Origin of the sequence: Paenibacillus ferrarius (genome assembly GCF_002027705.1) — a bacterium.
Taxonomy (GTDB): Bacteria; Bacillota; Bacilli; order Paenibacillales; family NBRC-103111; genus Paenibacillus_E; species Paenibacillus_E ferrarius.
This window is the reverse complement of the sequence record NZ_MBTG01000072.1, coordinates 37,741-62,186: the sequence shown is the minus strand read 5'-3', so window position 1 is coordinate 62,186 and position 24,446 is coordinate 37,741. Positions and strand designations below refer to the sequence as shown.

At 47.4% G+C, this 24,446-nt stretch carries 22 protein-coding genes; 12 read left to right on the top strand and 10 right to left on the bottom strand.

The genetic code is table 11. The features are described 5' to 3' along the window. Positions 1 to 5: 5 nt before the first annotated feature. The 3 genes from nfsA (at position 6) to BC351_RS39275 (ending at position 2,632) form a co-directional block, all read left to right on the top strand. On the top strand, positions 6 to 734 hold the full coding sequence (gene nfsA / locus BC351_RS39285) for an oxygen-insensitive NADPH nitroreductase (RefSeq protein WP_079421124.1): 729 nt from the start codon (positions 6 to 8) through the stop codon (positions 732 to 734). Between the two features lie 96 nt (positions 735 to 830). Beyond that, positions 831 to 1,118, top strand: a complete 288-nt coding sequence (locus BC351_RS39280; RefSeq protein WP_338042344.1) for a hypothetical protein — start codon at positions 831 to 833, stop codon at positions 1,116 to 1,118. 185 nt (positions 1,119 to 1,303) lie between these two features. Next, positions 1,304 to 2,632 (top strand): DRTGG domain-containing protein, encoded by a 1,329-nt coding sequence (locus BC351_RS39275; protein WP_079421122.1) that lies wholly within the window; start codon positions 1,304 to 1,306, stop codon positions 2,630 to 2,632. Here the strand turns inward: BC351_RS39275 and BC351_RS39270 are convergent. The 3 genes from BC351_RS39270 to BC351_RS39260 all read right to left on the bottom strand — a co-directional run bounded on the left by BC351_RS39270 (position 2,629) and on the right by BC351_RS39260 (position 3,809). Further along, positions 2,629 to 2,922, bottom strand: coding sequence for a YtpI family protein (locus BC351_RS39270; RefSeq protein ID WP_079421121.1), 294 nt, complete (start codon positions 2,920 to 2,922; stop codon positions 2,629 to 2,631). The two genes, BC351_RS39275 and BC351_RS39270, sit on opposite strands and share 4 nt — an antisense overlap. Positions 2,923 to 2,988: 66 nt before the next feature. Then, positions 2,989 to 3,480 carry a sporulation membrane protein YtrI gene (locus BC351_RS39265; RefSeq protein WP_079421120.1) on the bottom strand — a complete coding sequence of 164 codons (492 nt, stop codon included), beginning with the start codon at positions 3,478 to 3,480 and terminating at the stop codon, positions 2,989 to 2,991. Next, the gene (locus BC351_RS39260; RefSeq protein ID WP_079421119.1) at positions 3,477 to 3,809 is read right to left on the bottom strand and encodes a YtrH family sporulation protein; all 333 of its coding nucleotides are present in this window, start codon (positions 3,807 to 3,809) and stop codon (positions 3,477 to 3,479) included. The genes BC351_RS39265 and BC351_RS39260 overlap by 4 nt, the downstream gene beginning before the upstream one ends. A gap of 122 nt (positions 3,810 to 3,931) precedes the next feature. Between BC351_RS39260 and BC351_RS39255 the strand changes: the two genes are divergently transcribed. The 6 genes from BC351_RS39255 to pyk all read left to right on the top strand — a co-directional run bounded on the left by BC351_RS39255 (position 3,932) and on the right by pyk (position 12,104). Next, positions 3,932 to 7,513, top strand: coding sequence for a DNA polymerase III subunit alpha (locus BC351_RS39255; protein WP_079421118.1), 3,582 nt, complete (start codon positions 3,932 to 3,934; stop codon positions 7,511 to 7,513). An 84-nt stretch (positions 7,514 to 7,597) separates the two neighbouring features. Further along, complete coding sequence (locus tag BC351_RS39250; protein ID WP_079421117.1) at positions 7,598 to 8,098, top strand: phosphatidylglycerophosphatase A family protein; 501 nt, start codon at positions 7,598 to 7,600, stop codon at positions 8,096 to 8,098. Between the two features lie 172 nt (positions 8,099 to 8,270). Continuing rightward, positions 8,271 to 8,459, top strand: a complete 189-nt coding sequence (locus BC351_RS39245) for a hypothetical protein (protein ID WP_028554922.1) — start codon at positions 8,271 to 8,273, stop codon at positions 8,457 to 8,459. Between the two features lie 67 nt (positions 8,460 to 8,526). Then, a complete protein-coding gene (accD, locus tag BC351_RS39240) occupies positions 8,527 to 9,393 on the top strand; it encodes an acetyl-CoA carboxylase, carboxyltransferase subunit beta (protein WP_079421116.1) in 867 nt (288 codons plus the stop codon). Further along, the gene (locus BC351_RS39235; protein ID WP_079421115.1) at positions 9,383 to 10,357 is read left to right on the top strand and encodes an acetyl-CoA carboxylase carboxyltransferase subunit alpha; all 975 of its coding nucleotides are present in this window, start codon (positions 9,383 to 9,385) and stop codon (positions 10,355 to 10,357) included. The genes accD and BC351_RS39235 overlap by 11 nt, the downstream gene beginning before the upstream one ends. Next, a complete protein-coding gene (gene pyk / locus BC351_RS39230) occupies positions 10,350 to 12,104 on the top strand; it encodes a pyruvate kinase (RefSeq protein WP_079421114.1) in 1,755 nt (584 codons plus the stop codon). Before BC351_RS39235 ends, pyk begins: the two co-directional genes overlap by 8 nt. Positions 12,105 to 12,364: 260 nt before the next feature. Here the strand turns inward: pyk and BC351_RS39225 are convergent, their stop codons facing one another. From BC351_RS39225 to BC351_RS39205, 5 genes are read right to left on the bottom strand one after another with little or no spacing between them, the layout of a single operon-like run. Further along, a complete protein-coding gene (locus BC351_RS39225; protein WP_079421113.1) occupies positions 12,365 to 13,465 on the bottom strand; it encodes a GerAB/ArcD/ProY family transporter in 1,101 nt (366 codons plus the stop codon). Between the two features lie 34 nt (positions 13,466 to 13,499). Then, on the bottom strand, positions 13,500 to 14,627 hold the full coding sequence (locus BC351_RS39220) for a Ger(x)C family spore germination protein (RefSeq protein WP_079421112.1): 1,128 nt from the start codon (positions 14,625 to 14,627) through the stop codon (positions 13,500 to 13,502). A 32-nt stretch (positions 14,628 to 14,659) separates the two neighbouring features. Continuing rightward, positions 14,660 to 15,775 (bottom strand): Ger(x)C family spore germination protein, encoded by a 1,116-nt coding sequence (locus BC351_RS39215; RefSeq protein WP_158082385.1) that lies wholly within the window; start codon positions 15,773 to 15,775, stop codon positions 14,660 to 14,662. Next, positions 15,772 to 16,872 (bottom strand): GerAB/ArcD/ProY family transporter, encoded by a 1,101-nt coding sequence (locus BC351_RS39210; RefSeq protein ID WP_079421110.1) that lies wholly within the window; start codon positions 16,870 to 16,872, stop codon positions 15,772 to 15,774. The genes BC351_RS39215 and BC351_RS39210 overlap by 4 nt, the downstream gene beginning before the upstream one ends. Next, positions 16,869 to 18,413, bottom strand: a complete 1,545-nt coding sequence (locus BC351_RS39205; RefSeq protein ID WP_144028680.1) for a spore germination protein — start codon at positions 18,411 to 18,413, stop codon at positions 16,869 to 16,871. The genes BC351_RS39210 and BC351_RS39205 overlap by 4 nt, the downstream gene beginning before the upstream one ends. A 159-nt stretch (positions 18,414 to 18,572) precedes the next feature. On the opposite strand from BC351_RS39205, the gene BC351_RS39200 reads away from it, so the two are divergent. Together BC351_RS39200 and BC351_RS39195 are read left to right on the top strand one after the other, a co-directional pair. Continuing rightward, entirely contained in the window at positions 18,573 to 19,061 is a 489-nt protein-coding gene (locus tag BC351_RS39200; RefSeq protein ID WP_079421109.1) for an acyl-CoA thioesterase, read from the top strand. A 13-nt stretch (positions 19,062 to 19,074) separates the two neighbouring features. Next, complete coding sequence (locus tag BC351_RS39195) at positions 19,075 to 19,470, top strand: FxsA family protein (RefSeq protein ID WP_079421108.1); 396 nt, start codon at positions 19,075 to 19,077, stop codon at positions 19,468 to 19,470. 29 nt (positions 19,471 to 19,499) lie between these two features. Here the strand turns inward: BC351_RS39195 and ytvI are convergent, their stop codons facing one another. Continuing rightward, entirely contained in the window at positions 19,500 to 20,636 is a 1,137-nt protein-coding gene (gene ytvI / locus BC351_RS39190; protein ID WP_079421107.1) for a sporulation integral membrane protein YtvI, read from the bottom strand. A 216-nt stretch (positions 20,637 to 20,852) separates the two neighbouring features. Between ytvI and ppk1 the strand changes: the two genes are divergently transcribed. Further along, complete coding sequence (ppk1, locus tag BC351_RS39185; protein ID WP_079421294.1) at positions 20,853 to 22,943, top strand: polyphosphate kinase 1; 2,091 nt, start codon at positions 20,853 to 20,855, stop codon at positions 22,941 to 22,943. Here the strand turns inward: ppk1 and ppx are convergent. Beyond that, the gene (gene ppx, locus BC351_RS39180) at positions 22,909 to 24,444 is read right to left on the bottom strand and encodes an exopolyphosphatase (RefSeq protein WP_079421106.1); all 1,536 of its coding nucleotides are present in this window, start codon (positions 24,442 to 24,444) and stop codon (positions 22,909 to 22,911) included. The genes ppk1 and ppx overlap by 35 nt on opposite strands. Between the last annotated feature and the right edge of the window lie 2 nt (positions 24,445 to 24,446).

Genomic DNA, 24,446 nt, shown 5'->3' with positions numbered 1-24,446 from the left:
TCCCGATGAATGAAATCATTTCATTGCTGCAAAATCATCGCTCGATTCGAAAATTTAAGGACCAGCCTGTCAGCGAAAGCCAGTTAAACGCTATTTTGGCTGCTGCGCAAGCGGCATCGACCTCAAGCAATATGCAGGCCTACAGCGTTGTCCATGTCAAAGACAGCTCGCTGAGAAGTCAGCTGGCCGCTTTGGCCGGCAATCAAGCCTATGTCAGCGAGAGTCCGGTCTTTCTCGTGTGGTGCGCAGATTTGCATCGCTATGAGCAAGCTGTTCGCCGCCATGGGGATACGCCGGTCACCGGCAATGCGGAGAACTTCATCATTGCGACGGTCGATGCGGCGCTAGCTGCGCAAAATGCGGCCGTTGCAGCCGAGTCGCTGGGCCTCGGCGTGGTGTATATCGGCGGGCTGCGCAATAAGCCAGCCGAGGCGAGCGAGCTGCTGGGCTTGCCGCAGCTCGTGTACCCGGTCTTCGGCATGTGCATCGGCATGCCGGACCAAGAGCCGCTGCTGCGCCCGCGGCTCCCGCTTGAAGCCGTTTACCATGTGAATCAGTATACGGATAACCAGGTCGCGGTCGACGGGTACGACGAAAGCATCCGCGACTACATGAAAGAACGTACCGACGGCAAAGTCGATACGACCTGGTCCAAGGAAATGGCCGCCAAAGCGCAGCGGCCGCGCGAGCACATGAAAGCGTTCCTGAACGCGCAAGGCTTTGGCATCGAATAAGCGCGCAAACTTTCGCTTGAACTCATATTGCAGGAACTTGTCTCATACAATGGAAATAGGCAAGAGACAGGCTTCAGGCATTCAAGCGAAAGGAGTGTGGTCATTTTGAAAGGCTTCAAAAATGTGGTGTACATGAGCTTGGCCATCGGAATGTTGTTTTATTCCATTCCCCAGCTGAACTTTCGGGATATCGGCTCATTGCCGATGATCTTTAGTATGGTTTGGATCGCTATGGCGCTTCTCGTCATCGCTGCGCATCTGCATCAGATATTGGGCGTGGATGAAGAGAAACGCCAAGAACTAAGCCGCATCAAGCGAATGAAGAAATGGCAGATGGAGCAGCTTGTCCAAGGACGCAGAAAAATGCTGCAATTTCGCAAATAACAGCAGCATGAAGAGATTTCCATTTTGACATCGAACACATGTTTGGTATAATACAAATAAAGCATCCAATCCAATAGGGTTGGATTTTTTCAGTTGACATCACGGCTCGCATTGTTCTTGCTCTTTGGAACGCGTATACTAGTAGTACAGAGTAGTACAGGAACAAGTAAGAGAGGTGTAACAGTTTGGACTCACAATCCACAGATACATTAACGAAGCATGAACAAATTTTACGTTATATAGAAAGCTTGAAGCTCGGAAGCCGTATTTCGGTGCGCAAAATTGCCAAGAACATGGAAGTCAGTGAAGGCACAGCGTATAGGGCGATCAAAGAAGCGGAGAATCAAGGCTTGGTTTCGACCAAAGAGCGGATAGGCACCGTTCGGGTAGAGAAGAAGCTGCGGCAGAACATTGATAAGCTGACCTTCGCAGAAGTCGTGAATATGGTGGATGGGCAAGTGCTTGGCGGCTCGCGGGGTCTGCATAAGACACTCCACAAGTTCGTTATTGGGGCGATGGAACAAGATGCGATGATGCGCTACATTGAAGCGGGCAGTCTTCTCATCGTCGGGAACCGCAATAGGGCTCATATCTGCGCCCTGGAGCAAGGCGCCGGTGTCTTGATTACCGGGGGATTCGATACCAGCACAGAAGTGAAAGTTCTTGCCGATAAGCTGGAGCTGCCGATTATTTCAAGCAGCTACGATACATTTACCATCGCATCTATGATTAATAGAGCTATTTATGACCGCTTAATTAAGAAGAAGATTATGCTGGTGGAAGATATTTTGGCATCCGGAGCCGCCTTGTACTCATTGAAAGCTAACAGCACTTTGAAGGATTGGCAGCGGCTTTCAGAGGATACGGGCTACAGCCGATTTCCTGTTGTAGATGAATGGAACCGGATTATTGGTGTCGTGACCTCCAAGGATATGGTGGGGGCAAGCTCCTTGCAAACGGTGGAGAAGCTCATGACCCGCAGCCCGCTGACCGTTACCCCGCAAACCTCTGTGGCCTCAGCGGCTCACATGATGGTGTGGGAAGGCATTGAGTTACTGCCGGTCGTCGATACGAACCGCAAAATGCTTGGGGTGCTGAATCGCAGCGATGTGCTGAAGGCCATGCAATACATTCAGAAGCAGCCGCAGAATGGGGAAACCTTTGAGGATTTGATCTGGTCCGGCTTGGAAGAGGTCAGAGACGAGAAGGGAGCTTTGCAGTTTCATGGCGTCATTACGCCGCAGATGACGAATCATTTGGGTACCGTGTCCGAGGGCGTGCTCACGACCTTGATGACGCAAGCCGCTTATCGCATCGTACAAGAGCATAAGAAGGGCGATCTGGTCATGGACAATATGTCCACTTACTTCTTAAGGCCTTTGCAGATTGATTCCAAAATAGAAATACGACCCACCATTATCGAGGTGAGCCGTAAATTTGGCAAGATTGATGTCGAAATTTATCATGCCGGCGCGCTTGTTTCCAAAGCGATGCTCACGGCTCAAGTCATTTAACGCAGCAAGCGATTGAAATGTCCATGATTGCGAATGCCGGCGAATACATTGAATACGCCTAACAGGACAAGGATGGTGCCGAAGATCCGACGGAAGCTCGATTCGCTGAAGAAGAAAATTTGCGTAACAGCAATCAAGATGAGCATGAAGCCCATGCAAATGTTCATGCGCGCTGCGAATAATCCGCGTTTGGCCGCATCCTGCTCACGTCTGGATCGAAAGCTGAAATAGACCGTTAAGGCTAGTAAAACACAAATGAGAAGAAATAAAGTGACTTGTATCGCGAACATGTCTGCAATCCGTCCTTTGGATGAGTTTACTGTTTACTTTAGCGATTTCTGCGATAGATTGCAATCCTATGTTCGTTTTTCCTGTGCCGTTATCCAAACGGTCAGTTCGGTTTGAAGCAGGACGATCGACTTGACTTCAATGATGTATTTTTTATCGTGAAGAACATATGTTCTCTGTGTGATGAGCCGTTCATAAAGAGGCTGGGAATCTCTCACGAAGGTTGCCTTTTGACCAATGACGAGCTTGAGCTCGCTTTTGACATCACCTTCAATTTCTTTTTGAATATCTTCGCTGATGATCTCGGTTTGACTTTTGGGCAGCAAATGCACGTTGACGACATTGATCAAAGCTTGTTTATTGCGGGTTTTATTCAAACTTTCAATATCCGCACGCAGATCGCGATTCTCCTCCAAATATTTGTGCATCTCCACATAGAGCTGATTATAGGTGTGTTGATGAATGCTCATATAGATAGCGCTCCCTATGATGGCTCCCGAAACCACCAGTCCGAAGCTCGAAAGCAGACGTTGATATCGGGCAAAAGGAGGAATCCTCAAGGCTGAGTGCCTCCTTTGCATATCATTTGAATGAGTGAAGTGCCCATCTGTGCTCCGATGAAGGCAACGACAATGAGAACAATTTGTTTGATTGCCGGATTCAAATGCCCAACTGCGACATGGCTCTCTATGAAGCGTATGGGATCAATCGTTCCGCCAACCGCTGCGACCATGGCCCATATTTTGATGTTTTCAGAGACGGCCAGCATTTTTTCCGTAGGTGACTGCAAGGTTAGTACAGCGGCAATGCCGCTTAACATGCTGCCTCCGAATACGACCCCGAACGCAATGAAGTAATACATAATAATATTCGCCCAAAAGACGTACATGTCTTTATCGCTTCCCTTCCAGCTAAGTTATGAGGACAAACTCTCTCTCTTACTGTATGGGATTGGCTAGCTCTAATATGATAAAATAAAAGGAATAAAATGCACGAAAGGGGGAAATGCGGATGAGTTCGTTTGTCCATTTGCATGTTCATAGTGAATACAGTTTATTAGACGGTGCAGCGCGTATGGAGGAGCTTGTTTCACAAGCGGCTGATCTTGGCATGACCTCTCTTGCCTTAACGGATCATGGAGTTATGTATGGAGCCATTGCCTTCTATAAGGCATGCAGGCAGAAAGGGATTAAACCGATTATTGGCTGTGAGGTTTATTTTACCGCTGGCTCTATTCGAGATAAAGGAACTAGACAAGAACAGCCGATCTATCATCTCATCCTGCTTGCCAAAAATGAAACAGGCTATCAAAACTTAATGAAGCTCTGTTCGATCGGACATTTGGAGGGCTTTCACTATAAACCGCGCATTGACTTGGAGCATTTGGCCAAGCATGCCGAGGGACTTATCTGCTTAAGTTCTTGTTTAGGCAGCGAGGTTTCCCAGCACCTGCTTCATAACCGTGGCGAAGAGGCTAGGAAAGCGGCCGAGCGTTATCGTGACATATTCGGTGATGATTTCTTTCTGGAAATTCAAGATCACGGCATGATTGAGCAGAAAAAAGTCATGGTTGCCATGATTGAACTCAGCAAGGAAACCGGAATTCCTCTGATCGCCACGAATGATGTGCACTATGTTACGGAACCGGATCATGTCATGCAGGATATTCTCATCTGTATTGGCACAGGCAAAACCGTCGATGACACAGATCGGCTGCGCATGGGAACAAGTCAGATGTATCTCAAAAGCGAGGAGGAAATGAAACGCTTATTCGTTCATGTTCCTGAGGCGCTTGCGAATACCGCTGTCGTTGCTGACCGTTGTCACCTGGAGCTGGAGTTCGGCAAGTCGATTTTGCCTCGCTTCCGGCCCATTCCTGAGCCGCTGACGGCTGGGGCGTATTTGCAGGAGCTATGCGGCCAAGGGTTGGAGCAGCGTTATGGCTCTAATCCGGAATGGCATTTCCCTGATTCGCCGCTGCGCAGACAAGCGGAAGAGCGTCTGGCTTATGAACTTGGTGTCATCGAGAATATGGGTTTCTCGGATTACTTCCTGATCGTTTGGGATTTTATCCGGTTCGCTCATGAGAAGCATATTATGACCGGACCGGGCAGGGGATCATCGGCTGGCAGTCTGGTCGCTTATGTGCTGAAGATTACGAACGTCGATCCGCTTCGCTATAAACTTCTCTTTGAACGGTTTCTGAATCCCGAACGGATTACGATGCCGGATATTGATATCGATTTCAGTGATGAACGACGCGATGAAGTGATTGATTATGTCGTGCGCAAATATGGTCATGAGCATGTCGCGCAAATTATTACATTTGGTACAATGGCAGCGAAAGCTGCCGTCAGAGACGTCGGCCGAGTGCTTAATGTGCCTTACGGCGATGTCGACCGCGCAGCCAAAGCAATCCCGAATCAGTTAGGGATGACGTTGGCGGAAGCTTTACAAGTAAGTACGGACTTGAAAGCTCTGGTGGCCAGACAGCCCAAAACGGCAGAACTGCTCGAAATGGCGATGCGTGTAGAGGGAATGCCGCGTCATGCTTCGACCCATGCGGCCGGAGTTGTTATTTCCAGAGAGCCGCTTACCCAATATGTTCCGCTTCAGGAAGGGACGACACAGACAGCTCTGACGCAATATACGATGGAGCATTTGGAATCTATCGGACTTTTGAAAATGGATTTTCTGGGCTTGCGCACCTTGTCCATTATTGAACGTAGCGTGGATTGGATCCAGCAAATGGAAGGCGTGCAGCTGGACTTTGATGCGCTGGACATGGATGAGGATGCGCTCACGTATGGCATGCTCAGCAAGGGGGAGACAACAGGCGTCTTCCAGCTGGAGTCAACCGGTGTGCGCAAAGTTCTGAAAGATTTGAAACCATCTGTATTTGAAGATATTATTTCCGTTCTGGCGTTGTATCGTCCAGGCCCAATGGAGTTTATTCCGAAGTACATTTTCGGTAAGCACGGACAAGAAGAGGTTGTCTATCCGCATCCGACCCTTGAACCCATCCTGCGCGATACGTACGGCATTATTGTTTATCAAGAGCAAATTATGCAAATTGCTTCCTCGATGGCCGGGTTCAGCCTTGGCGAAGCGGATTTATTGCGCCGAGCGGTTTCCAAGAAGAAGCGGGAAGTGCTGGATGAAGAACGAACCCATTTCGTTGCGGGCAGCTTGAAGATGGGCTTTCAAGCGGAGGATGCGAATCATGTGTATGATATGATTGTCCGTTTTGCGGACTACGGATTTCCGCGGGCTCATGCAACGGCTTATGGGGTGCTTGCTTTCCAAACGGCCTACTTAAAAGCGCATTATCCGATTTATTTCATGGCGTCCATGCTTACGGCTGTGATGGGCAATCACAGAAAGGTAGCCGAATATGTGGATGAATGCCGCCGGATGAAGCTCGCTGTGCTGCCTCCGGACGTCAACGGCAGCAGAACGGTATTTACACCTGATCCAGCGGCAGGAGCCATCCGTTTCGGCCTTGCTGCGATTAAAAATGTAGGCACTCAAGCGATTGACGCGATATTGACAGAAAGGAAAAAAGACCCTTTTGAGAGCCTTTTGGATTTCTGCCGAAGAGTTGATTTGCGCGTTTGCAACAAAAGGGTGGTCGAATCGCTTATTCAAGGCGGAGCTTTCGATACGCTCGGCGGGCATCGGGCACAGCTTCTGGCGGTCCTTGATGAAACGATAGCCTCGGCTACCAAATGGCGCAAGGAGCGGGACGATTTGCAGCTTCACCTCTTCGGCTTCGTGGAAGAACCGAACTGGGAAGTGGAAGTTCCGAACATTCCCTTAATGCCTCAGAGCAAGCAGCTGGAGCTGGAGAAGGAGCTGCTTGGGATGTATATCTCAGGACATCCTCTGGACGCTTATACGCAGCAGCTTGGGGAAATTGAAGCAGTCATGCTCCATCAGCTGGAGGAACTGCCGGATAACAGCGAAGTGATTGTTGCGGGGATGATTCTTTCGAACAAGACGATCGTCACCAAAAAGGGCCAGCCTATGGCTTTCATGGAGCTGGAGGATCGGATTGACAAGGTCGAGGTGGTGTTGTTCCCCGAGACCTGGAAGAACGCGGCTCCGCTCGTGCAAAAGGGCAGGCTTGTCCTTGTCCGCGCGAAGCTGCAGCTGCAGGACGAGGACCCGCCCAAGCTGCTCGCGGAGCAGCTTGTGGCGCTGGACGACCCTGCGGGCGTCCAGCGGCTGCGCCGGCAGCCTGGCGCGCCTAGGCGGGCAGCTGACGCCGCCAGCGGCCATCAGCCGCGCACGGCGGCCCCTGCGGCGCGTGAGCGCGCTGCCCAACCTGCGGCTGCGGCCATCAGCCCCGCTGCGGCGCCGAAGGCGCAGCGGGTGTTCGTCAAGATCACGGCTGACTGTGAGCAGCCGGATAAGCTCTTGCAGCTGAAGGCGCTGCTGAAGCTGTACAAAGGGCCGCTCGCGGTTGCGCTTTTCTACGAAAGCAGCAACAAGCTCTTGGCCCTGAGCGACCAATACATGGTGGATCCGTCCAAGGATTTGATCCGCATGATTGAAACCATTATGGGCAAAGATTCCGCCAAAGTGAAATGACATTGAAGTGGTAAATAAAGGTTCCTCCGCATATGAATAGGAAACCGGTGTTTCCGGGGCAATACATGTGTAGGAGGAGGACTTATGACCGATCAACATATGATCCAATTGCTGCAAAAGCGTGGTGTTACCGTCGAGCAAATCTCCGAAATCGTCTACAAGCTGCAGAAGCCGTATAACGATCAGCTTTCCGAAGAGGATTGCACGGAAAGTGTGCTGGCAGTTCTTGCCAAGCGGGAAGTGCAGTACACACTGTATACAGGCATTGCGCTGGATGAATTAGCAGAGAAGAAGCTGCTGCCTGAGCCCCTGCAATCCATACTGGAGGCGGATGAGCCGCTGTTCGGCGTGGATGAAACTCTGGCCTTGGGGATTGTTCATGTATACGGGATGATTGGATTAACGAGCTTCGGCTATTTAGATAAAGAAAAGATGGGAATTATTCGTGCGCTCAATGATGATCGAAGTGCTGTCCATGTTTTTCTGGATGACTTGGTCTGCGGTTTAGCCGCCGCGGCATCGGCCAGAATCGCCCATCAGAATGAGCATGCGCCTGATTATAGTAGTAAATTGCGTCTGGACTAGCACCAATAGTTCAGACTTCGCTTTTTTCATGAAAGTGCTCTGTTGCGGGAAAAAGAGTAATTATGATATCATTATTCCATTGTGTGCGCCTGTGCTTGTCTAAGGATGTTTACTATCATCGCTGCAAATTGCCCTAATCCATGTAGTTGCACTTCATAGGAGGTTTTTTTTCATGTGGACGGTGATATATATAGCTCCTACCGCAAAAATCGCAGAGCGGATTAAACAGAGGCTAACGGAAGAAGGATTTCTCGTACAAGTACGCGGGATTTCATTATCCAAAAATCAGTTCGAAATCGTCGTTCCCGAAGGGGAATTGGAAGAAGTACAAGAAGTGCTCAATTCTATTTTACATAGATAATGAAAAGTAGAAGTAAGTAACGTGGCTTGTCAGCGGTACACGATAAAAGCCAAGTAGAGGTGGAAATGTGCTAAAGGATTTATTTCAAAAGCGGAAATATGCAACGATTCCTTCTGAAAAAACAAAAAGGGAAATTCCCGAGGGTTTAATGAATAAATGCCCCAAATGCGGTACGATTCAAACGAGCAAAGAGCTTGAGAAGAATCTGAAAGTCTGTACATCCTGCGGTTATCATTACCGATTAAGCGCATTGGAACGGATTCAGCTAACACTCGATGAAGGACATATTGTGGAGTATGATACGGATATGATTTCCGAGGACCCTTTGCAATTCCCGGATTACGTAGAGAAGCTGGATAAAGCCAAAAGCACAACGAAGCTGCAAGATGCCATTATGACTGGCGAAGGTACGATTGGCGGCTATCCTGTGATCATTGCTGCGATGAGCTTTGACTTCATGGGTGGATCGCTAGGCTCCGTTGTTGGTGAAAGAATTACAAGAGCGATTGAAATGGCGATTGAGAAGAAATATCCGATTATTATTTATTCCACATCTGGTGGAGCACGGATGCAAGAAAGCATTCTGAGCTTGATGCAAATGGCCAAGACAAGCGCAGCCTTATCCAAGCTGAGCGAAGCAGGCGGATTGTTTATTTCTGTTATTACGGATCCGACTTTCGGTGGCGTATCAGCTAGCTTTGCCATGCTGGGCGATATTATTATTGCGGAGCCAGCAGCGCCGTTCGGCTTCACAGGCCGCCGGGTTATTGAGCAAACGATCAAACAAAAGCTGCCTGATAATTTCCAGACATCTGAATTCAATCTCGAGCATGGTCAGCTCGACAAGGTCGTCAGCCGCAAGGATATGAGACCTACGTTAATCAAGCTGCTGGACATGCACGGCATGAAGGAGGAGGCGACTTATGGCGAGTGATATGCCCTTTGAACAGCCACTGTTTGAGTTGAAGAAAAAGATTGCCGAGCTCCGTACGTTTGGCGCCGAGAAGCAAATTGACTTCTCCGAGGAAATTCGTCGCTTGGAAGAAAGATATGCGCAATTAGAAGATGAGTTGTATGCAACGATGTCGTCAGCTGAGAAAATGCAGCTTGCCCGTCATCCGCAAAGGCCTACAACAATTGATTATATTAGTACCATTTTCACAGACTTCATTGAGTTTCACGGGGATCGCCTATATGGAGATGACCTGGCAATCGTTGGCGGCCTTGCCAAGTTGAACGGCATACCGGTGACGGTTGTCGGTCATCAAAAAGGGAAAGATACGAAGGACAATATCGCCCGCAACTTCGGATGTCCGCATCCGGAAGGCTTCCGCAAAGCGCTGAGAATGATGCGTCAAGCGAATAAGTTCAAGCGTCCGATCGTAACATTTATTGATACCAAAGGGGCATTCCCTGGGAATGCTGCAGAAGAGCGCGGTCAAGGAGAAGCGATTGCCAGAAATTTGCTGGAAATGGCCTCTTTTCGTGTGCCGATCATCTGCGTTGTTATTGGCGAAGGCGGCAGTGGCGGCGCCCTGGCGTTAGGTGTAGGCAATAAGGTGTTAATGCTGGAGAATGCGATCTATTCGGTTATTAGTCCCGAAGGCGCGGCCTCCATCTTATATAAAGATGCTTCCAAAGCGCTGCTCGCGGCAGAAGCGATGAAAATTACTGCGGATCATATTTTGGAGCTGGGCGTAATCGATGGCATTATTCCCGAGCCCAAAGGTGGCGCACATCGAGATCCAGCAGCACAAGCCGAATTTATCAAAACAGCGATCTGGGAACAGCTTCAGCATTTGCTAAGTATGAACGAACAGGAGCTGTTAGAGGACCGTTACCAGAAATTTAGAGATATTGGGCGGTTCACATTCAACCAGGAGGGAAACCATGCGTAAAACGAAAATTGTCTGTACCATTGGACCTGCAAGCGAATCACAAGAGAACTTGAAAAAACTTCTAGAAGCGGGAATGAACGTTGCCCGTCTTAACTTCTCCCACGGAGATTTTGAGGAGCACGGCGCACGTATCCGCAACCTTCGCGCAGCATCCGCTGAGACAGGCAAAATAGCTGCTATTTTGCTTGATACCAAAGGACCGGAAATTCGCACAGGCAAATTAAAAGAAGAACCGATTGAGCTTGTTCAGGACAAGCACATCATTCTGACAACGGAAGAAATTCTAGGCGATGCAGACCGTATCTCCGTGACGTATTCCGATCTGCCGCGTGATGTAGCTGTTGGATCAACCATCCTGATCGACGATGGTTTGATTGGTCTTACGGTCGTTGCTATTCGTGGAACAGAAATCGAATGCCGCATCGTGAATGGCGGAACGATTAAGAGCAAAAAAGGCGTAAACGTACCAGGCGTGAAAATCAGCCTTCCGGGCATTACCGAAAAAGATGCCAACGATATCGTATTCGGTATTGAACAAGGCGTTGATTTCATTGCCGCTTCTTTCGTTCGCAAAGCAAGCGATGTTATGGAAATTCGTGAATTGCTCGAGAAACACAACGCTTCCCACATTCAAATCATTAGTAAAATCGAAAACCAAGAAGGCGTTGATAACTTAGACGAAATTCTTGAAGTTTCCGATGGTCTGATGGTTGCCCGTGGAGATCTGGGTGTTGAAATTCCAGCGGAAGATGTTCCGGTTGTTCAAAAACAAATGATCAAAAAATGTAATATCGTTGGTAAACCGGTTATCACGGCAACGATGATGCTGGATTCCATGCAGCGCAACCCGCGTCCAACTCGCGCAGAAGCGAGTGACGTTGCGAATGCCGTATTCGATGGCACAGATGCTGTTATGTTGTCCGGTGAGACAGCCGCGGGGAAATACCCGGTTGAATCCGTTCAAACGATGGCTCGTATTGCTGAGCGTGCGGAAGCCGCTTTGGAATACAAAGAGATTTTCCTTCGCCAAGCGCAAGCACAGCAAGTTACCGTCACTGAAGCGATCTCTCAAGCGGTTGCGAACTCAGCTCTGGAGCTTGGTGCCAAAGCGATTCTGACAGCAACGGAAAGTGGATATACAGCTCGCATGGTGTCCAAATACCGTCCCAAATCACCAATCATCGCTGTTACGCCTAGCGATCAAGTGATTCGCCGGTTATCCCTTGTATGGGGTGTTATTCCGGTGAAGGGAATTCCAGCGAAAACAACGGACGAGCTGTTCAACCTTGCGGTAGACAGCAGCATCAAAACAGGACTTGTATCACTTGGTGACATCGTCGTTATTACAGCTGGCGTACCGGTAGGCCGCTCTGGAACTACGAACTTGATCAAGGTTCATCATGTTGGCGAGATGATTGCCAAAGGAACGGGAATTGGGATGCAAACAGCTACGGGTATCGTAGTTACGGCCCGTACACCAGAAGAAGCCAATGAGAAAATGGTCGACGGTGCGGTTCTTGTAACAGTCTCAACAGATAAGGAATATATGCCTGCGGTACAAAGAGCTTCCGCTCTAATTACGGAAGTTGGCGGCATCACTTCCCATGCGGCAGTAGTCGCGCTAAGCCTTGGCATCCCTGTTATTGTAGGCGTTGAGAACGCTGTGGAAATTATCAAAGACGGTACAGAAGTTTCGATCTATCCGGAAGTTGGCGTTATCTACTCCGGTCAAGCGAGCGTACTGTAGGACATAGCAAAGAGTGAAGCGAGAGTAATCTGCGCTTCACTCTTTTTTTTGACGTTAAGGGAACTGCGTTCCCTTATTTGTCATCTAAAAAGCCTTTTCTCTACTCAAACGGAACTACGTTACGCTAATTTCTTTAAATTAAGGGAATTTTCTCCTAGATAGGAGAAATAAGGGATCGTATTTCCCTTTCAGCTGCAAATAGCTGATTCTGAGTCGATTAGCGGATCATAGTTCCTTTTGGAAAGGGGAATGACCAGAACTTAGGAAAGTTCAGCCTTTTTTTTGCGAACCCGCAACCAGAGAAAGAGCAGCAAGCAAAAAGGGAACGTATATTCAATGCCAAATGCGCACTTGGTGAGCCATCTGCCCATGAAGGTGTTCTGATTGAAGGTCGGCATGAATAGAAAGGTGCCGATGGCCAGCAGCAGCCAAAGTACTCGCAAGGGATTGCGATGATCCTGTTTGCCCAGCAGCCAGCTAATACAGAATGTGCAGGCATAGAAGGTTGGGATCCAGGACAACGAGAACATGAATAAATAAAAAGAAATAAATACGACTTCGATTCTTTCGATAAATTTGAACTCAATGTTTTTGAGCACATTGACGACGGGCTCATTGTATCCCTTGATTTCATTGGGGCTGAAATAGACGAAACAGATAAGGGTGATCAGCAGAAAAGCAAGCATCGACACTGTATTGGAGATGATTACACCCATTGCCGCCTGTCGTTTATGCAGAAGAAACGGATACAAGATTAAAGTAACGCCGATTCCGGAAAAGGAGAGCAAAGCTGCTTCAGCAGCGCTGAAAACAGGCAGCCAGCCTTCTTTGAGAACAGGCAGTAAATAAAGCCATTGAGCGTCCTTAAGCGGCAGTAAATAAGCAAAAGGAATCCATAAGGAAAGGAAAAAAACAAGCTCCGCGTAACGTCCGATAATGCGAAGCCCATTGCGAGCGATGGTATAGGTGGGAATCAGCAGCAAAAGCATAATGAGAGGTGAGCTGGTTTGCGGCAGGAGCCACTGTTTGGCATAAAGAATTGTTCTCGTGATGCCGACGTACCCATAGAAAAAGAAATAAAGACCTATCAGTACAGCGGCCACTGTCCCCACCCAGCGGCCACAATAATGCGCTAACAAATCTAATAGGGTGCCGTCCGGATATTTTTTCATCACTTGAACGATGATTAAACTCGCTGTCAAATTAAGTATCCATACGAGCAGAATCCCTATCCAGCCGTCCGTTCCCGCGCTCTGTGCCAGATTCATCGGAAGGGCCAGCAGGCCAACGCTCAATTGAACGCCGGATTGGATACAAATAAATTGCATAAGCGTTATCTCGTTAAATGCATATTTTTTCACGTTGCTTCCCTTTCATGTTCTTTTGGCAGCTGCCTTATTTGATAGGTCCCATCGCGTCGATCGTCGTTTTAATCGTAACCCGAATGTCAGCGTTAGCTAGGGCTTTGCCCCAATCCTTCTTAACTGCCTTATATTCGTCATATTCAAATGCTCTTGCATGCAGGCCAAGCCCGATTGGATCAATGGCTTGCTGCTGAATTTTCTTGATGAGGCTATCGAATTGCTTCTTCAGTTGTTCGCTAATCTTCTGTTCGAGCTCCGTAGAATTGTTTTCGACATCATGGGGAAAAAGCATTTCGTAAAGACTTATTTTCATGATGATATCAATATCGAAGCGGAATTGGCCTGCGTTGGCGGAGGTTACTGTTTTTGTTTTTGTTCTCGTTTGGTCGGTGGAGAAGGTCACTTTATCGGTTTCGAACGGACTGTGCTTGGCTTTTCCGGGAATGGAAAGTGTAATACTGGCAGATTTTTTAACTTTGTTTTGCAAAATGCGCAGGAGCACCGTTTCTTCCGCATTCAGGGAAGCGACATATTTCCCTTTATGATTGAGGAGAGCTGTCCCATTAAGCCTAATTTTCTTCTTGGAGTCCAAACCAACTTCGGAGATGGCGGGTGTCAAGCCCAACTCATAAATTTGCCGATGCAGTTCCTGCAGATTCGTATTGACTGTTTCTGATTTGCTGCTTTTGGTATCTACCATGCCGCGCAGCAGAATAGGCAGCAGCGGCTGATCTTTGGGATTCAGATAGATGATCTCATCAAGCGGTCCGTCGAACATAATGACGCGGTCTGATACGGTATTCTTGGAGTCACGGAAAATGACATCCAGCATCTGAAACCAATCCTCTTGCTCAACCATCCGTTTGCTGACGAGGAATACTTGATAGTTCCTGCCGGAGAAAACGCCTGCCGAATGAGCATCCTGCTCAGCTCTGGACTGGCGCATTGTTTGTGCGCGCGCGTACGTTTCCTGTGTTTTCTTCTTGGCGCTTTTGTTGAAAACAGGAAATGTCGAGTACATGATCGGTTCATTGTCTGCTCCAAGATCCAGACCAAGTGTCAGCGGGATCGAAGCGTCCTCCATATCCAGCCGATCGGCACAACCAGGTAAAAGAGCAGATAAACAAGCGAAAATCAGGATGGTAAGCAGCCGTTTCATTAAAGGGGTTCCTCCGTTTCACTTTCTCGAACTCACTTGATGGTTCCCATTTCTTCCATATTCACTTTGACAGAGACATTAATGTTAGCTTGTGACAATGTTTGCCCCCAGTGTTCCTCGACTTTTTTATATCGCTTATAAGTGAACGCTTGCGCATGAATTCCTAAACCTATCGGATCAACACGTTTGGATTGGATTTTATGGATAAGCTGCTCGAATTGCTTTTTTAACTGTTCTGCTATCGCCTTCTCCAGTTCGGTGGTTTTATTGTCCATATCGTATGGAAATAGCCGTTCCGTCAATGCGATAGACAGGTGTACCGCCAAATCGAACTGAAAAGTATCCTGCTGAAAGGAAGTTTGGATTTTAGTTTTTGTTTTATTCGTGCTAAAGCTTAATTTATCTGTATTGAGCGGGCCTCTTTTGCGTTGTCCTGGAATGGCGAGCGTAAGGCTGACTGCATTTTTGGCTTTATTTTGCAAGATTTGCAGGAGAATTGTCTCTTGGGAATTGAGCGAATCGACATAACGACCCTGATGATCCAGTAAGGCTGTTCCGCTTAATTTAATTTCACGATCTAGGCGAATTTCAGCTATATAGGGAGTCATTCCATTCTCCAAACGCAGCCGATGCATATCTTGAAAGGTTGTTTTTACCGTTTCTGATCTTCCGCTTTTCGTATCGACCATTCCCCTCAGGAGCAAGGGGAGGAAGGGCTGATCTTTCTGATTCAAAAAAACGACATCCGAGAGCGGCCCGTCATACATGATCATTCGGCAAGTGATGGGGTTCTTCGCATCTCGGGAGAAAACGTCTAGGATTCGTTGCCAGTCAGGATGCTTCAGCAGCCGTTTGCTGACAAGCAGTACAAGCAGCTTTCTGGCTTGAAAGAGGGTAGGCCAGTAGGCATCGGTTTGTTGTCTTGATTCTCGGATCGTCTGCGCGCTAATACCCAGCTCATGTGTTTTCTTCTTCGCATCTTTGCTGAATTCGGGAACGGATACATAAGTAAGCAGCTTGTTGTGATCATCGAGATCATACCCAGCCAATAGCGGAAATGAGGCATCTTCGAGATCAAGGCGATCACTGCAGCCCGAAAAGAGAACGGCTATAGAGACGACAATTAGCAGAATGAGCCAACGTTTCATACTTTTTTCCTCTGGAGCAGCCGATTCTGCAGTAAAATCCACATCAGAAGACATATCGGAATGATGTATTCGATGAGGATGCCTGCCCGAAGGAAGATGCGTTCCATCCTATCATTTTGGTGTAAAGAGGGGATGAAGAAGAACGATCCTACGGCAAGTAAAAGACAAAGGACACGTACGTGGTTGCGTTCAGATTTCGTTCCTCTCAGCCAATTGGTGCAATAAGCGCACAGATACAGGGTGGGAATCCATCCAAGAGAGAATATCAACAGGTAGAAAGCGATAAAGATGACTTCAATCCTTTCTATGAATTTGAATTCTATAATTTTCAAAACATTGATGGCCGGCTCGTTGTAGAATTGAATTTCTTCGGGACTGAAATATACATAGCAGACGATAGTTACGAATAGGTGAGCGAGCAGCGTAAGCGTATTGGACACCGTCATAGCCATCGAGGCTTGCCGCTTATTTTGTAAAAAAGGGTACAAAATAAATGTGGTTACGAAGCCCAGAAAACAATAGAGCGAGTATGGAACACCGGCGCTAATAGGCTTCCAGCCTTCCCCCGCCAAGGGAAGTAAATGAAGCCAGTGCGATTCCTTCAGCGGGATCAAATAAATTAGTGGAATCCACAAGGAGAAAAGGGTTACAAGCTCGGCGTATCTCCCTATGATTCGAATTCCCGAAGTAGAGACAACATAGGTAGGAATCAGCAGAAGCAGGATTATCATATAAGCTGACGTTTGCGGCAAAAGCCATTCTTTCGTAATCAGTGCTGTTTGGATGAGACAGCTGTACCCGAAATAAAAGAGATAGAGCAGAAGCAATACAGCTGCCGCTCGCGCTACCCACTTGCCTCCATATCTCGTTAACAGATCTAGCAAAGTGCCCTCTGGGTACTTGGTCATAATCTTAATGACAATCAAGCTTGTCGCTATCGTAATCAACCAACCGATGATCAGAGACATCCATCCGTCCGTGCCTGCATTCTCCGCTAATATTCGCGGAAGCGACAGAAAGAAGACACTCACCTGCAATCCTGAATTGATGAAAATGTATTGGAGGCTGGTGATATTATTCCGTGAAAATTCACTCATTCCGCGTCACCCTCAGGACGATTATCGCCTTGTCTTTGCATTTGAATCGGCCTCGCGGACACAGGCCGCTTGCGCATTTTCCAAATGGGCATCCGAATGAATGCATCCTTCCAATCCGCAAAACGCATTGGGGCAAGCGGCGTGCTGTAAGGCGTCCCCAGCGATTCCAGCGAAATCAAATGCCCAATCATCGTCATCATGCCGATGATGATGCCAACAAAACCGAACATCGCCGCCGCAATCATCATGGCGAAGCGGATCAGCCGAATTGCTGCCACCATATCGTAATTGGGCAGGATGAAAGAGGCGATTGCCGTGAAAGCCACGACAATGACCATGATGTTGTTGATGAGTCCCGCTTGCACAATAGCTTGTCCGATGACAATGCCGCCTACAATTCCAACGGTTTGTCCCACTGGAGCAGGCAGGCGTACGCCTGCTTCCCGCATCATTTCAAGGGTAATTTCCATAATGACTGCCTCCACGAATGGAGGAAATGGCACCCGCCCTCGGAACTCTCCAATGGTAAGCAGCAGCTTAATCGGAATAATCTCGAAATGGTAGGAGATGACGGCAATATAAAAGGCCGGCAGAAACGTAGCAATGAGAAAAGCAAACATTCTCAAGAGTCGTATAAATGTAGCAATTGACCAGCGCGTACTGTAGTCGTCGATGCTTTGGAAAAACGAAGTGAAGGTAGCAGGTCCAACTAACACGCTTGGCGAACGATCCAGAACAACAACGAATCTTCCTTGCAAAATCTGCGAAGCGGCTGCATCGGGCCGTTCGGTCAAAATGAATTGCGGGAAAGGGGAATACGGATTATCCTCAATATGTTCGGCTAGTTCGCCGGTATTGATCACCGTATCGACTTCCAACCTGCCTAACCGGTCTTCCAACTCCTGAATTACCTCAGGATGTGCAACATCCGCCAGATAAAGAATCGATACAACGGTATTTGTCCTGCTCCCAATGCTTAATTCCTTTATTTTCAATTCTCTGTTGGAAATATAGCGCCTGATTAAGGCGATGTTTTGCGTACCCGTTTCCACGAAGCCTTGGTGCGCGCCTTTGAGTGAAGCCTCGATGGACGGATCTTCAATTGCCCGCTGCGGCCAGCCTTGTGTATCCAGGGCAAAAGACTCGGAACGTCCATTCACCAAAAGCACACTGCGGCCTTGCAGAATAGCATTCTCGATGTGCTTCCAACTGTTCAATCTCAGAATCTGGCCGATGGATAACCGGAAGCTGCCATCTGCGTCGGTTACATCTGCATCGAATTGCAGGGGTCGAAGCACATTGTTGTTGATCGAGTTCTTATCGACCAGTCCCATCAGATAGACGAGCGCTGCTGGCTCCTGGGTATGTTTAATCGTAAATTCCCTTATGATAAGATCAGGCGTTTGTGTGAATATATGCTGCAGAGCCGTTAAGTTTTGAGCTAAGGAAGGATCTAAGAAATCGTTATGCGTTTGGCGCTGCGGCATTGCTTGTGGAACCGTGCGGTACTTTTTTCTAAAGAACCAATTCGAGTATCGCATAGGTGGATAACTCCGTTCTGTACGGTGTTTTTGTCTATATGTTGTTCGATTTTGGTAAAATTATTCAAATGTTTGCCCTATCGCGGAGAAGTCTGAGAATGGGGCATGCTGTGCTATAATAAGGATATAACACGTTATCACTGGAGGTTTGCAGTATACATGACTCAGGAGAAGTGGCATCACACCCAAGTTCGTGTGCGTTATGCAGAGACCGATCAAATGGGCGTTGTGTACCACGCGAACTACTTGACATGGTTTGAAATTGGACGAACAGAGCTCATTCGGGGGCTAGGATATCCTTATCGCAAAATCGAGGACAAAGGACTTTTGCTGCCCGTAGTTGAAGCAGAGGTTAAATTCAAGAAGCCGGCACGCTATGATGATTTGGTCAGTGTTTATACGCGGGTGATTGAAATCAGCAGTGTCAGGCTTCAATTTGCATACGAAGTGCGTAAAGTGACAGAGGAGCTGCAAGATGAGGAACATGTGATATCATCAGCAAGTTTTTCCGCTTTTGTAACAGAACCGATGGGGGAATTGCTTGTAACTGGAACAACCAAACACGTTTGGGTGAATCCTTCTTGGAAGCCAGTACGTATAGAGAAGGAAGCGCCAGAATTATGGCAGCTGCTTTCTCAGTATTCTTAAAGGGGATGATCGCATGTTACGGATTATGATTGCTATTTTTATACTTGTACCTGCCATAGAAATCACACTGCTCATCACGCTGGGGCATTATATTGGCGGTTGGACGACTTTTGCGCTTATTCTGTTAAGCGGCTTCCTAGGTGTCTATTTTGCCAAAAGAGAATGGCGCAAAGTGCTGGAATATGCCAAGTATGAATGGTCGCAAGGCCAACTGCCTGCACAGCATTTGCTGGATGGCATCTGTATTTTCCTAGGTGGCATTTTGTTGATTACACCAGGTTTTATTACGGATATCTTCGGCTTCCTGCTCGTTTTCCCATATACCCGACCTATTTTTAAAGTCATGCTGCTCGCCATCATTCAGAAGCAAATCGGCAGAGGTCGAATGCGTTTTATTAACCGCCGATAATCGCCATAATAAAAAGGCTCGATGTCCGCCTATTTAGGAGGAGTCGAGCCTTTATGTATGTAAGCCGCGATATCATGAAAGATTCGAGCCCGATAGAAGGCTGAAATCAGGATGAGTGTCACGGGGCCGATGATGAGTCCAAGCAGTCCGAAAAGCTTCAGTCCAACAAACATTGCGATCAGAGTGGCAAGTGGATCTAGTCCGACAGAGGAGGCAAGCACTTTGGGCTCCATAATTTGCCTGGCAATAACGATGGCTCCATACAGCACGCTGAGGCCGATCCCCAGATAAATGTTTCCTTGTGCAAAAAATACATATAAGATCCATGGCACCATGACAGCACCTGTTCCCAAATAAGGCATTAAGTCTGCCAAGCCTGTAAGCAAGCCGATGGTGATCGCATAATCAACACGAAGGACTAACAAACCGATAATGACAACCAAAGCGGTAAGGGAGACGAGAATCAGCTGTGCGCGTATGTAGCCAAATAAAGCTTTTTGCAAATCAGTCCGAATTAATTGCGTAGTCTTGACAATCACATCCGAGAAGATGCCTTTGTAGCGCTTGATCAGTTGATACCAATCTTTACTGATGAAGAAGGTAGCCAGCATGACAATAATCGTAATGGTTGCGATATTCGGAAGCGAGGTTAGAAATCTTCTTAACGTATCAAAAACGTACCCAATAATGTACTTACTGACGTCGGCAATTGAGCCAGCGGTGGAAGTTAAATTTTTGTTAACGGTTTCTTGGTATTTCGGATTATTTTCGAAAAACTCGTTGATGCGTTCGATCCAATCTTGGAAGGCTGTTGAATTGATAAACACATTGAACTGTTCCATCCAAAGATTAATCTGTATCTGCAGGGTATCAGCCAATGATCCAAGCTCTACAACAATATTGGCGACCAGCAAAGTGACGGCTGCCACCATCGCGCTTATAAACAGCAGCATAGAAAAGGTGACGGCAAGCCAGCGGGGGAATTTTAATTTGAATTGAAAAAAGTTCACAACAGGGTTAAGCATTAGAGCCAGCACCCAGCCGAAAATAAAAGGGTAAATGAGCGGAATGACATAGTAAAATGCCAAACTGATGAGCACGATAATTAATGCCACCCAAATGCCTCTGAAAATCTGATGAACTAAGCGTGGATTCAAGATTCCCATAGTTCTTCTCTCCTTGATTCTAGTCTTTGTATTGTAACATGAAGTTGGATAAATACGGAAACGAACATTCATTTACAAAATCTTAATAAAGTAGAAGAGGGGGTTCTGCATTGTCGGTGTACAAGACACATAGTACAATGTAGATATACCTATAGCAAAATAGATCCCATAACTGGAGGCTTTATGAGTATTGCACGAGAACCCGATCTGAAAGAAATGAAAGAGATCAAAGAAGTCAAAGAAATTTCGACCAAGTACTTGAACCGAGATTTAAGCTGGATTGAGTTCAATTGGCGAGTTTTGGAGGAAGCGCAGGATGCGAGTACTCCGCTGCTTGAACGCATGAAATTTCTGGCGATCGTGTCTAGCAATCTCGATGAATTCATGAGTGTTCGTGTTGCGGGGCTCAAAGATCAAATCAAGGCGGGTTACACCAAAAAAGACTTCACAGGCTACACGCCGGCAGGTCTGATTAAACGCATAATGAAACGCACCGCCAAAATGGTGACTGAGCAGTACAAAACGTACCGGGAAGTAACGCGACTGTTGACCAAAGAAGGCATTGTGTTTACGGAATACGAAGATTTGAATATGAGCCAGAAGAAAGCAATGGATGCTTACTATCATGATATTATTTTCCCTGTCTTAACACCCATGGCGGTCGATCAAAGCCGACCATTCCCACTTGTCCATAATCATTCGGTCTATTTAGCCGTTCTTTTGGTGCGCGAAGGCGACGATCCGGATGAAGAGCCTTATTTCGCCATCGTTCAAGTGCCTAGCAATTTATCTCGTTACATATCTGTACCCACAAGGCCCAATAGTAAAAAGCAAGAATTTATTTTGCTTGAGGAATTAATGGAACATCATATTCAGTCCTTATTCAGCGGCTATATTCCGATTTCTGTGCATGGGTTCAGAGTGACTCGCAATGCTGATTTAACGCTTAATGAAGAAGGTGCGGAGGATCTGCTGGAAGAGATCGAGAAGGAGCTTAGACGTAGACGTTGGGGTGCTCCCGTGCGGCTAGAGGTGCAAGAAGGGATTCATCCCTATGCGCTTGCCCAGCTTCAGGAAGAATTTGAGATTGAAGAGCAGATTTTCGAAATTGACGGCCCGCTCGATATTACATATTTTATGAAGCTGGCCAGCACGTTGACGGGTTTTGAGAATCTTCGTTATCCACGCCTCAACGCCAAATATCCGGTCGAGTTTGAAGATACGGTCGATTTCTTTGATGTCCTTAAACAAAAAGATGTGCTTGTGCATCACCCTTTTGAAACGTTCGACGCGGTGACGGATTTCATCGTTCATGCTGCGTATGATCCTCATGTATTGGCGATCAAAATGACCTTGTACCGAGCTAGCGGGAAGTCGCCGATTATTCAAGCATTAGCCAGAGCCGCGGAGTCTGGGAAGCAAGTGACGGTCGTTGTTGAACTCAAGGCTCGTTTCGATGAGGAACGCAATATCGCTTGGGCGCGAATGCTGGAGAAGTCAGGCTGCCATGTTGTGTATGGCTTGGTCGGACTGAAAACGCATGCGAAGATAACGCTTGTTGTGCGGCAAGAAGAGCATACGCTTCGCCGATATGTGCATGTGGGGACCGGCAACTATAACGACAGCACAGCTCGGCTCTATACGGACGTGGGTCTATTCACTTCAAACAGTGTCATTGGGGAGGACGCATCGGCGCTTTTCAATGAGATTACGGGATATTCGGCACCGCATGACTGGCAGTCTTTTGCAGTCGCCCCGACGGATCTGAAAGATAAGCTGTTCGAGCTCATCGAACGGGAAGCTGGTCATGCCAGAGCGGGAAGACCGGCGCGGATTATTGCCAAGATGAATTCCTTATCCAATCAGGAGATGGTTGATGCGTTATATGCGGCGTCTCAAGCGGGCGTGAAAATTGATCTGATTATTCGCGGTGTTTGCTGCTTGCGTCCTGGTGTGCCGGGTCTTAGCGAAAATATTACAGTTCGGAGTATTGTCGATCGGTTCTTGGAGCATTCCCGGATGTACTATTTCGAGAACGGCGGTCTTGTTGACGTGTATTTATCCTCAGCCGATTGGATGACACGCAATTTGACTCGTCGTATCGAGTTAATGTGTCCAGTTCTTGATCATGATATGAAGAAAATGATGATTCAAATTCTGAATGTCAGTCTGAATGATAATGTCAAAGCGAGAGAATTGATGCCGAACGGCATGTACAGTCGCATAAAAAATGAACTGACCCCTTATCGGAGCCAGTTCGAGGCTTTGAAAATTACGACTTGGAAAAAACTCCGGCTTGAGTCTTGAGCTTAAGCCCCCAAGCTTTTTCGAACTCTTTGCTTACTGCGGAAAGCTCCTTCAACTCCAAGATTGGATTATGGACGCATAGCAGCTTCAGCGTTAAAGTGGTGTCAGTCTTCGTTAGCTGTAGTTCTTGAACCGGTTGCGTTTCACTGTGATCCAGAGCTATAGCTAATTTCAGAAGTGTGCCCAGTTTAATAATTAACCCTTCGTCGGTTTCTGTCAGAAGGTCCTTGTGCGCAAGGGCTTGCTGGTGGATCCGGCTTTTTGTTTTGTAGGTTGCAATGAGGGAACAGATCACAATTTCACGATGACTAAGACCATCGATACGCGTATTGGCAATCATATACTGCGTGTGTTTGAGATATTGATAATAATGGACACTGGCCCCAATCCGATGAAGGAGCGCAGCCGTGTGCAAGTATCGTTGGTTGCGATCTTCCAGTTCAGACTTCTCAGACAGCTTTTGGAATAGCTGCATTGCTATTCGATCAATGTGTCTGACATGCTTTTCAGCCGCGTTGGGATGCAGGGCAAGGATATTATGGATGCTAGCTTCAAGCACATTATGCTTGATCGGGTGTTCAGGATCGAACGTTTCATAAAATAGACCGTCGCGCAGACCGGAGCCGCTGATAATGCAAGCCGATGATTGTACCGCTTCATAGATGGTAGCCATAATAATCAGACCAGGCACCATAATATCGGCGCGTTCTTTGGAAAGACCGTCTATTTTCTTTCTTTTCTCTAACGGCATTGAGGATAGAAATGTAAGAAAACTCGGAAGTTCCCCCGATTTCAACACGTAATTATGAGCGAGTTGAAGCGAATACTTGTTGCGCTTTTGACTCATTTTCCCCAACGTTCGAATCGTTCCGCCCAAGCCAATCATAGGCAAATTGGGAGAGCGCTTCATCCATGGCTGAGCCGAAACCGCCTCTTCCACCATCTGACGAATGTTAGTCATCTCTTGTTCGGTCAAGTTGCTGTTTTTCATATATTGACGAGTAGTATTCACAGCACCGAACGGAAAGGAAACGCTATGTTTCAGCTTCCGATCTCGAAATAAAGTAACTTCCGTGCTTCCTCCGCCAATATCAATAATAATGCCATCTTGGATATCGATGGAGTTAATTACCCCTAAATAACCATAGCGTGCTTCTTCTGTGCCGCTCAATACTTCAATGTGAAGCCCTGTTTGCTCTTCGAGAATCCGCACGATTTCGGCTGAGTTGGCCGCGTTGCGAATGGCTGCTGTCGCCACGGCTCTAATCGTCTGCACCTCTTGAACTCGGCACAGCAGCGCGTAATGGGAAAGTATAGGAACGATAGATACGATATCCTTGCTATGTAAAATGCCATCATGACCGATCCGCTCGCTGAGTCTTGCCGAATCTTTGTGTTCACTTACAACACGGTAGGCCCCATGGGCGTTGATTTCATAAATAACGAGCCGAATCGAGTTCGATCCGATATCAATGATGCCGATACTTGTGCCGCTGCTCATGT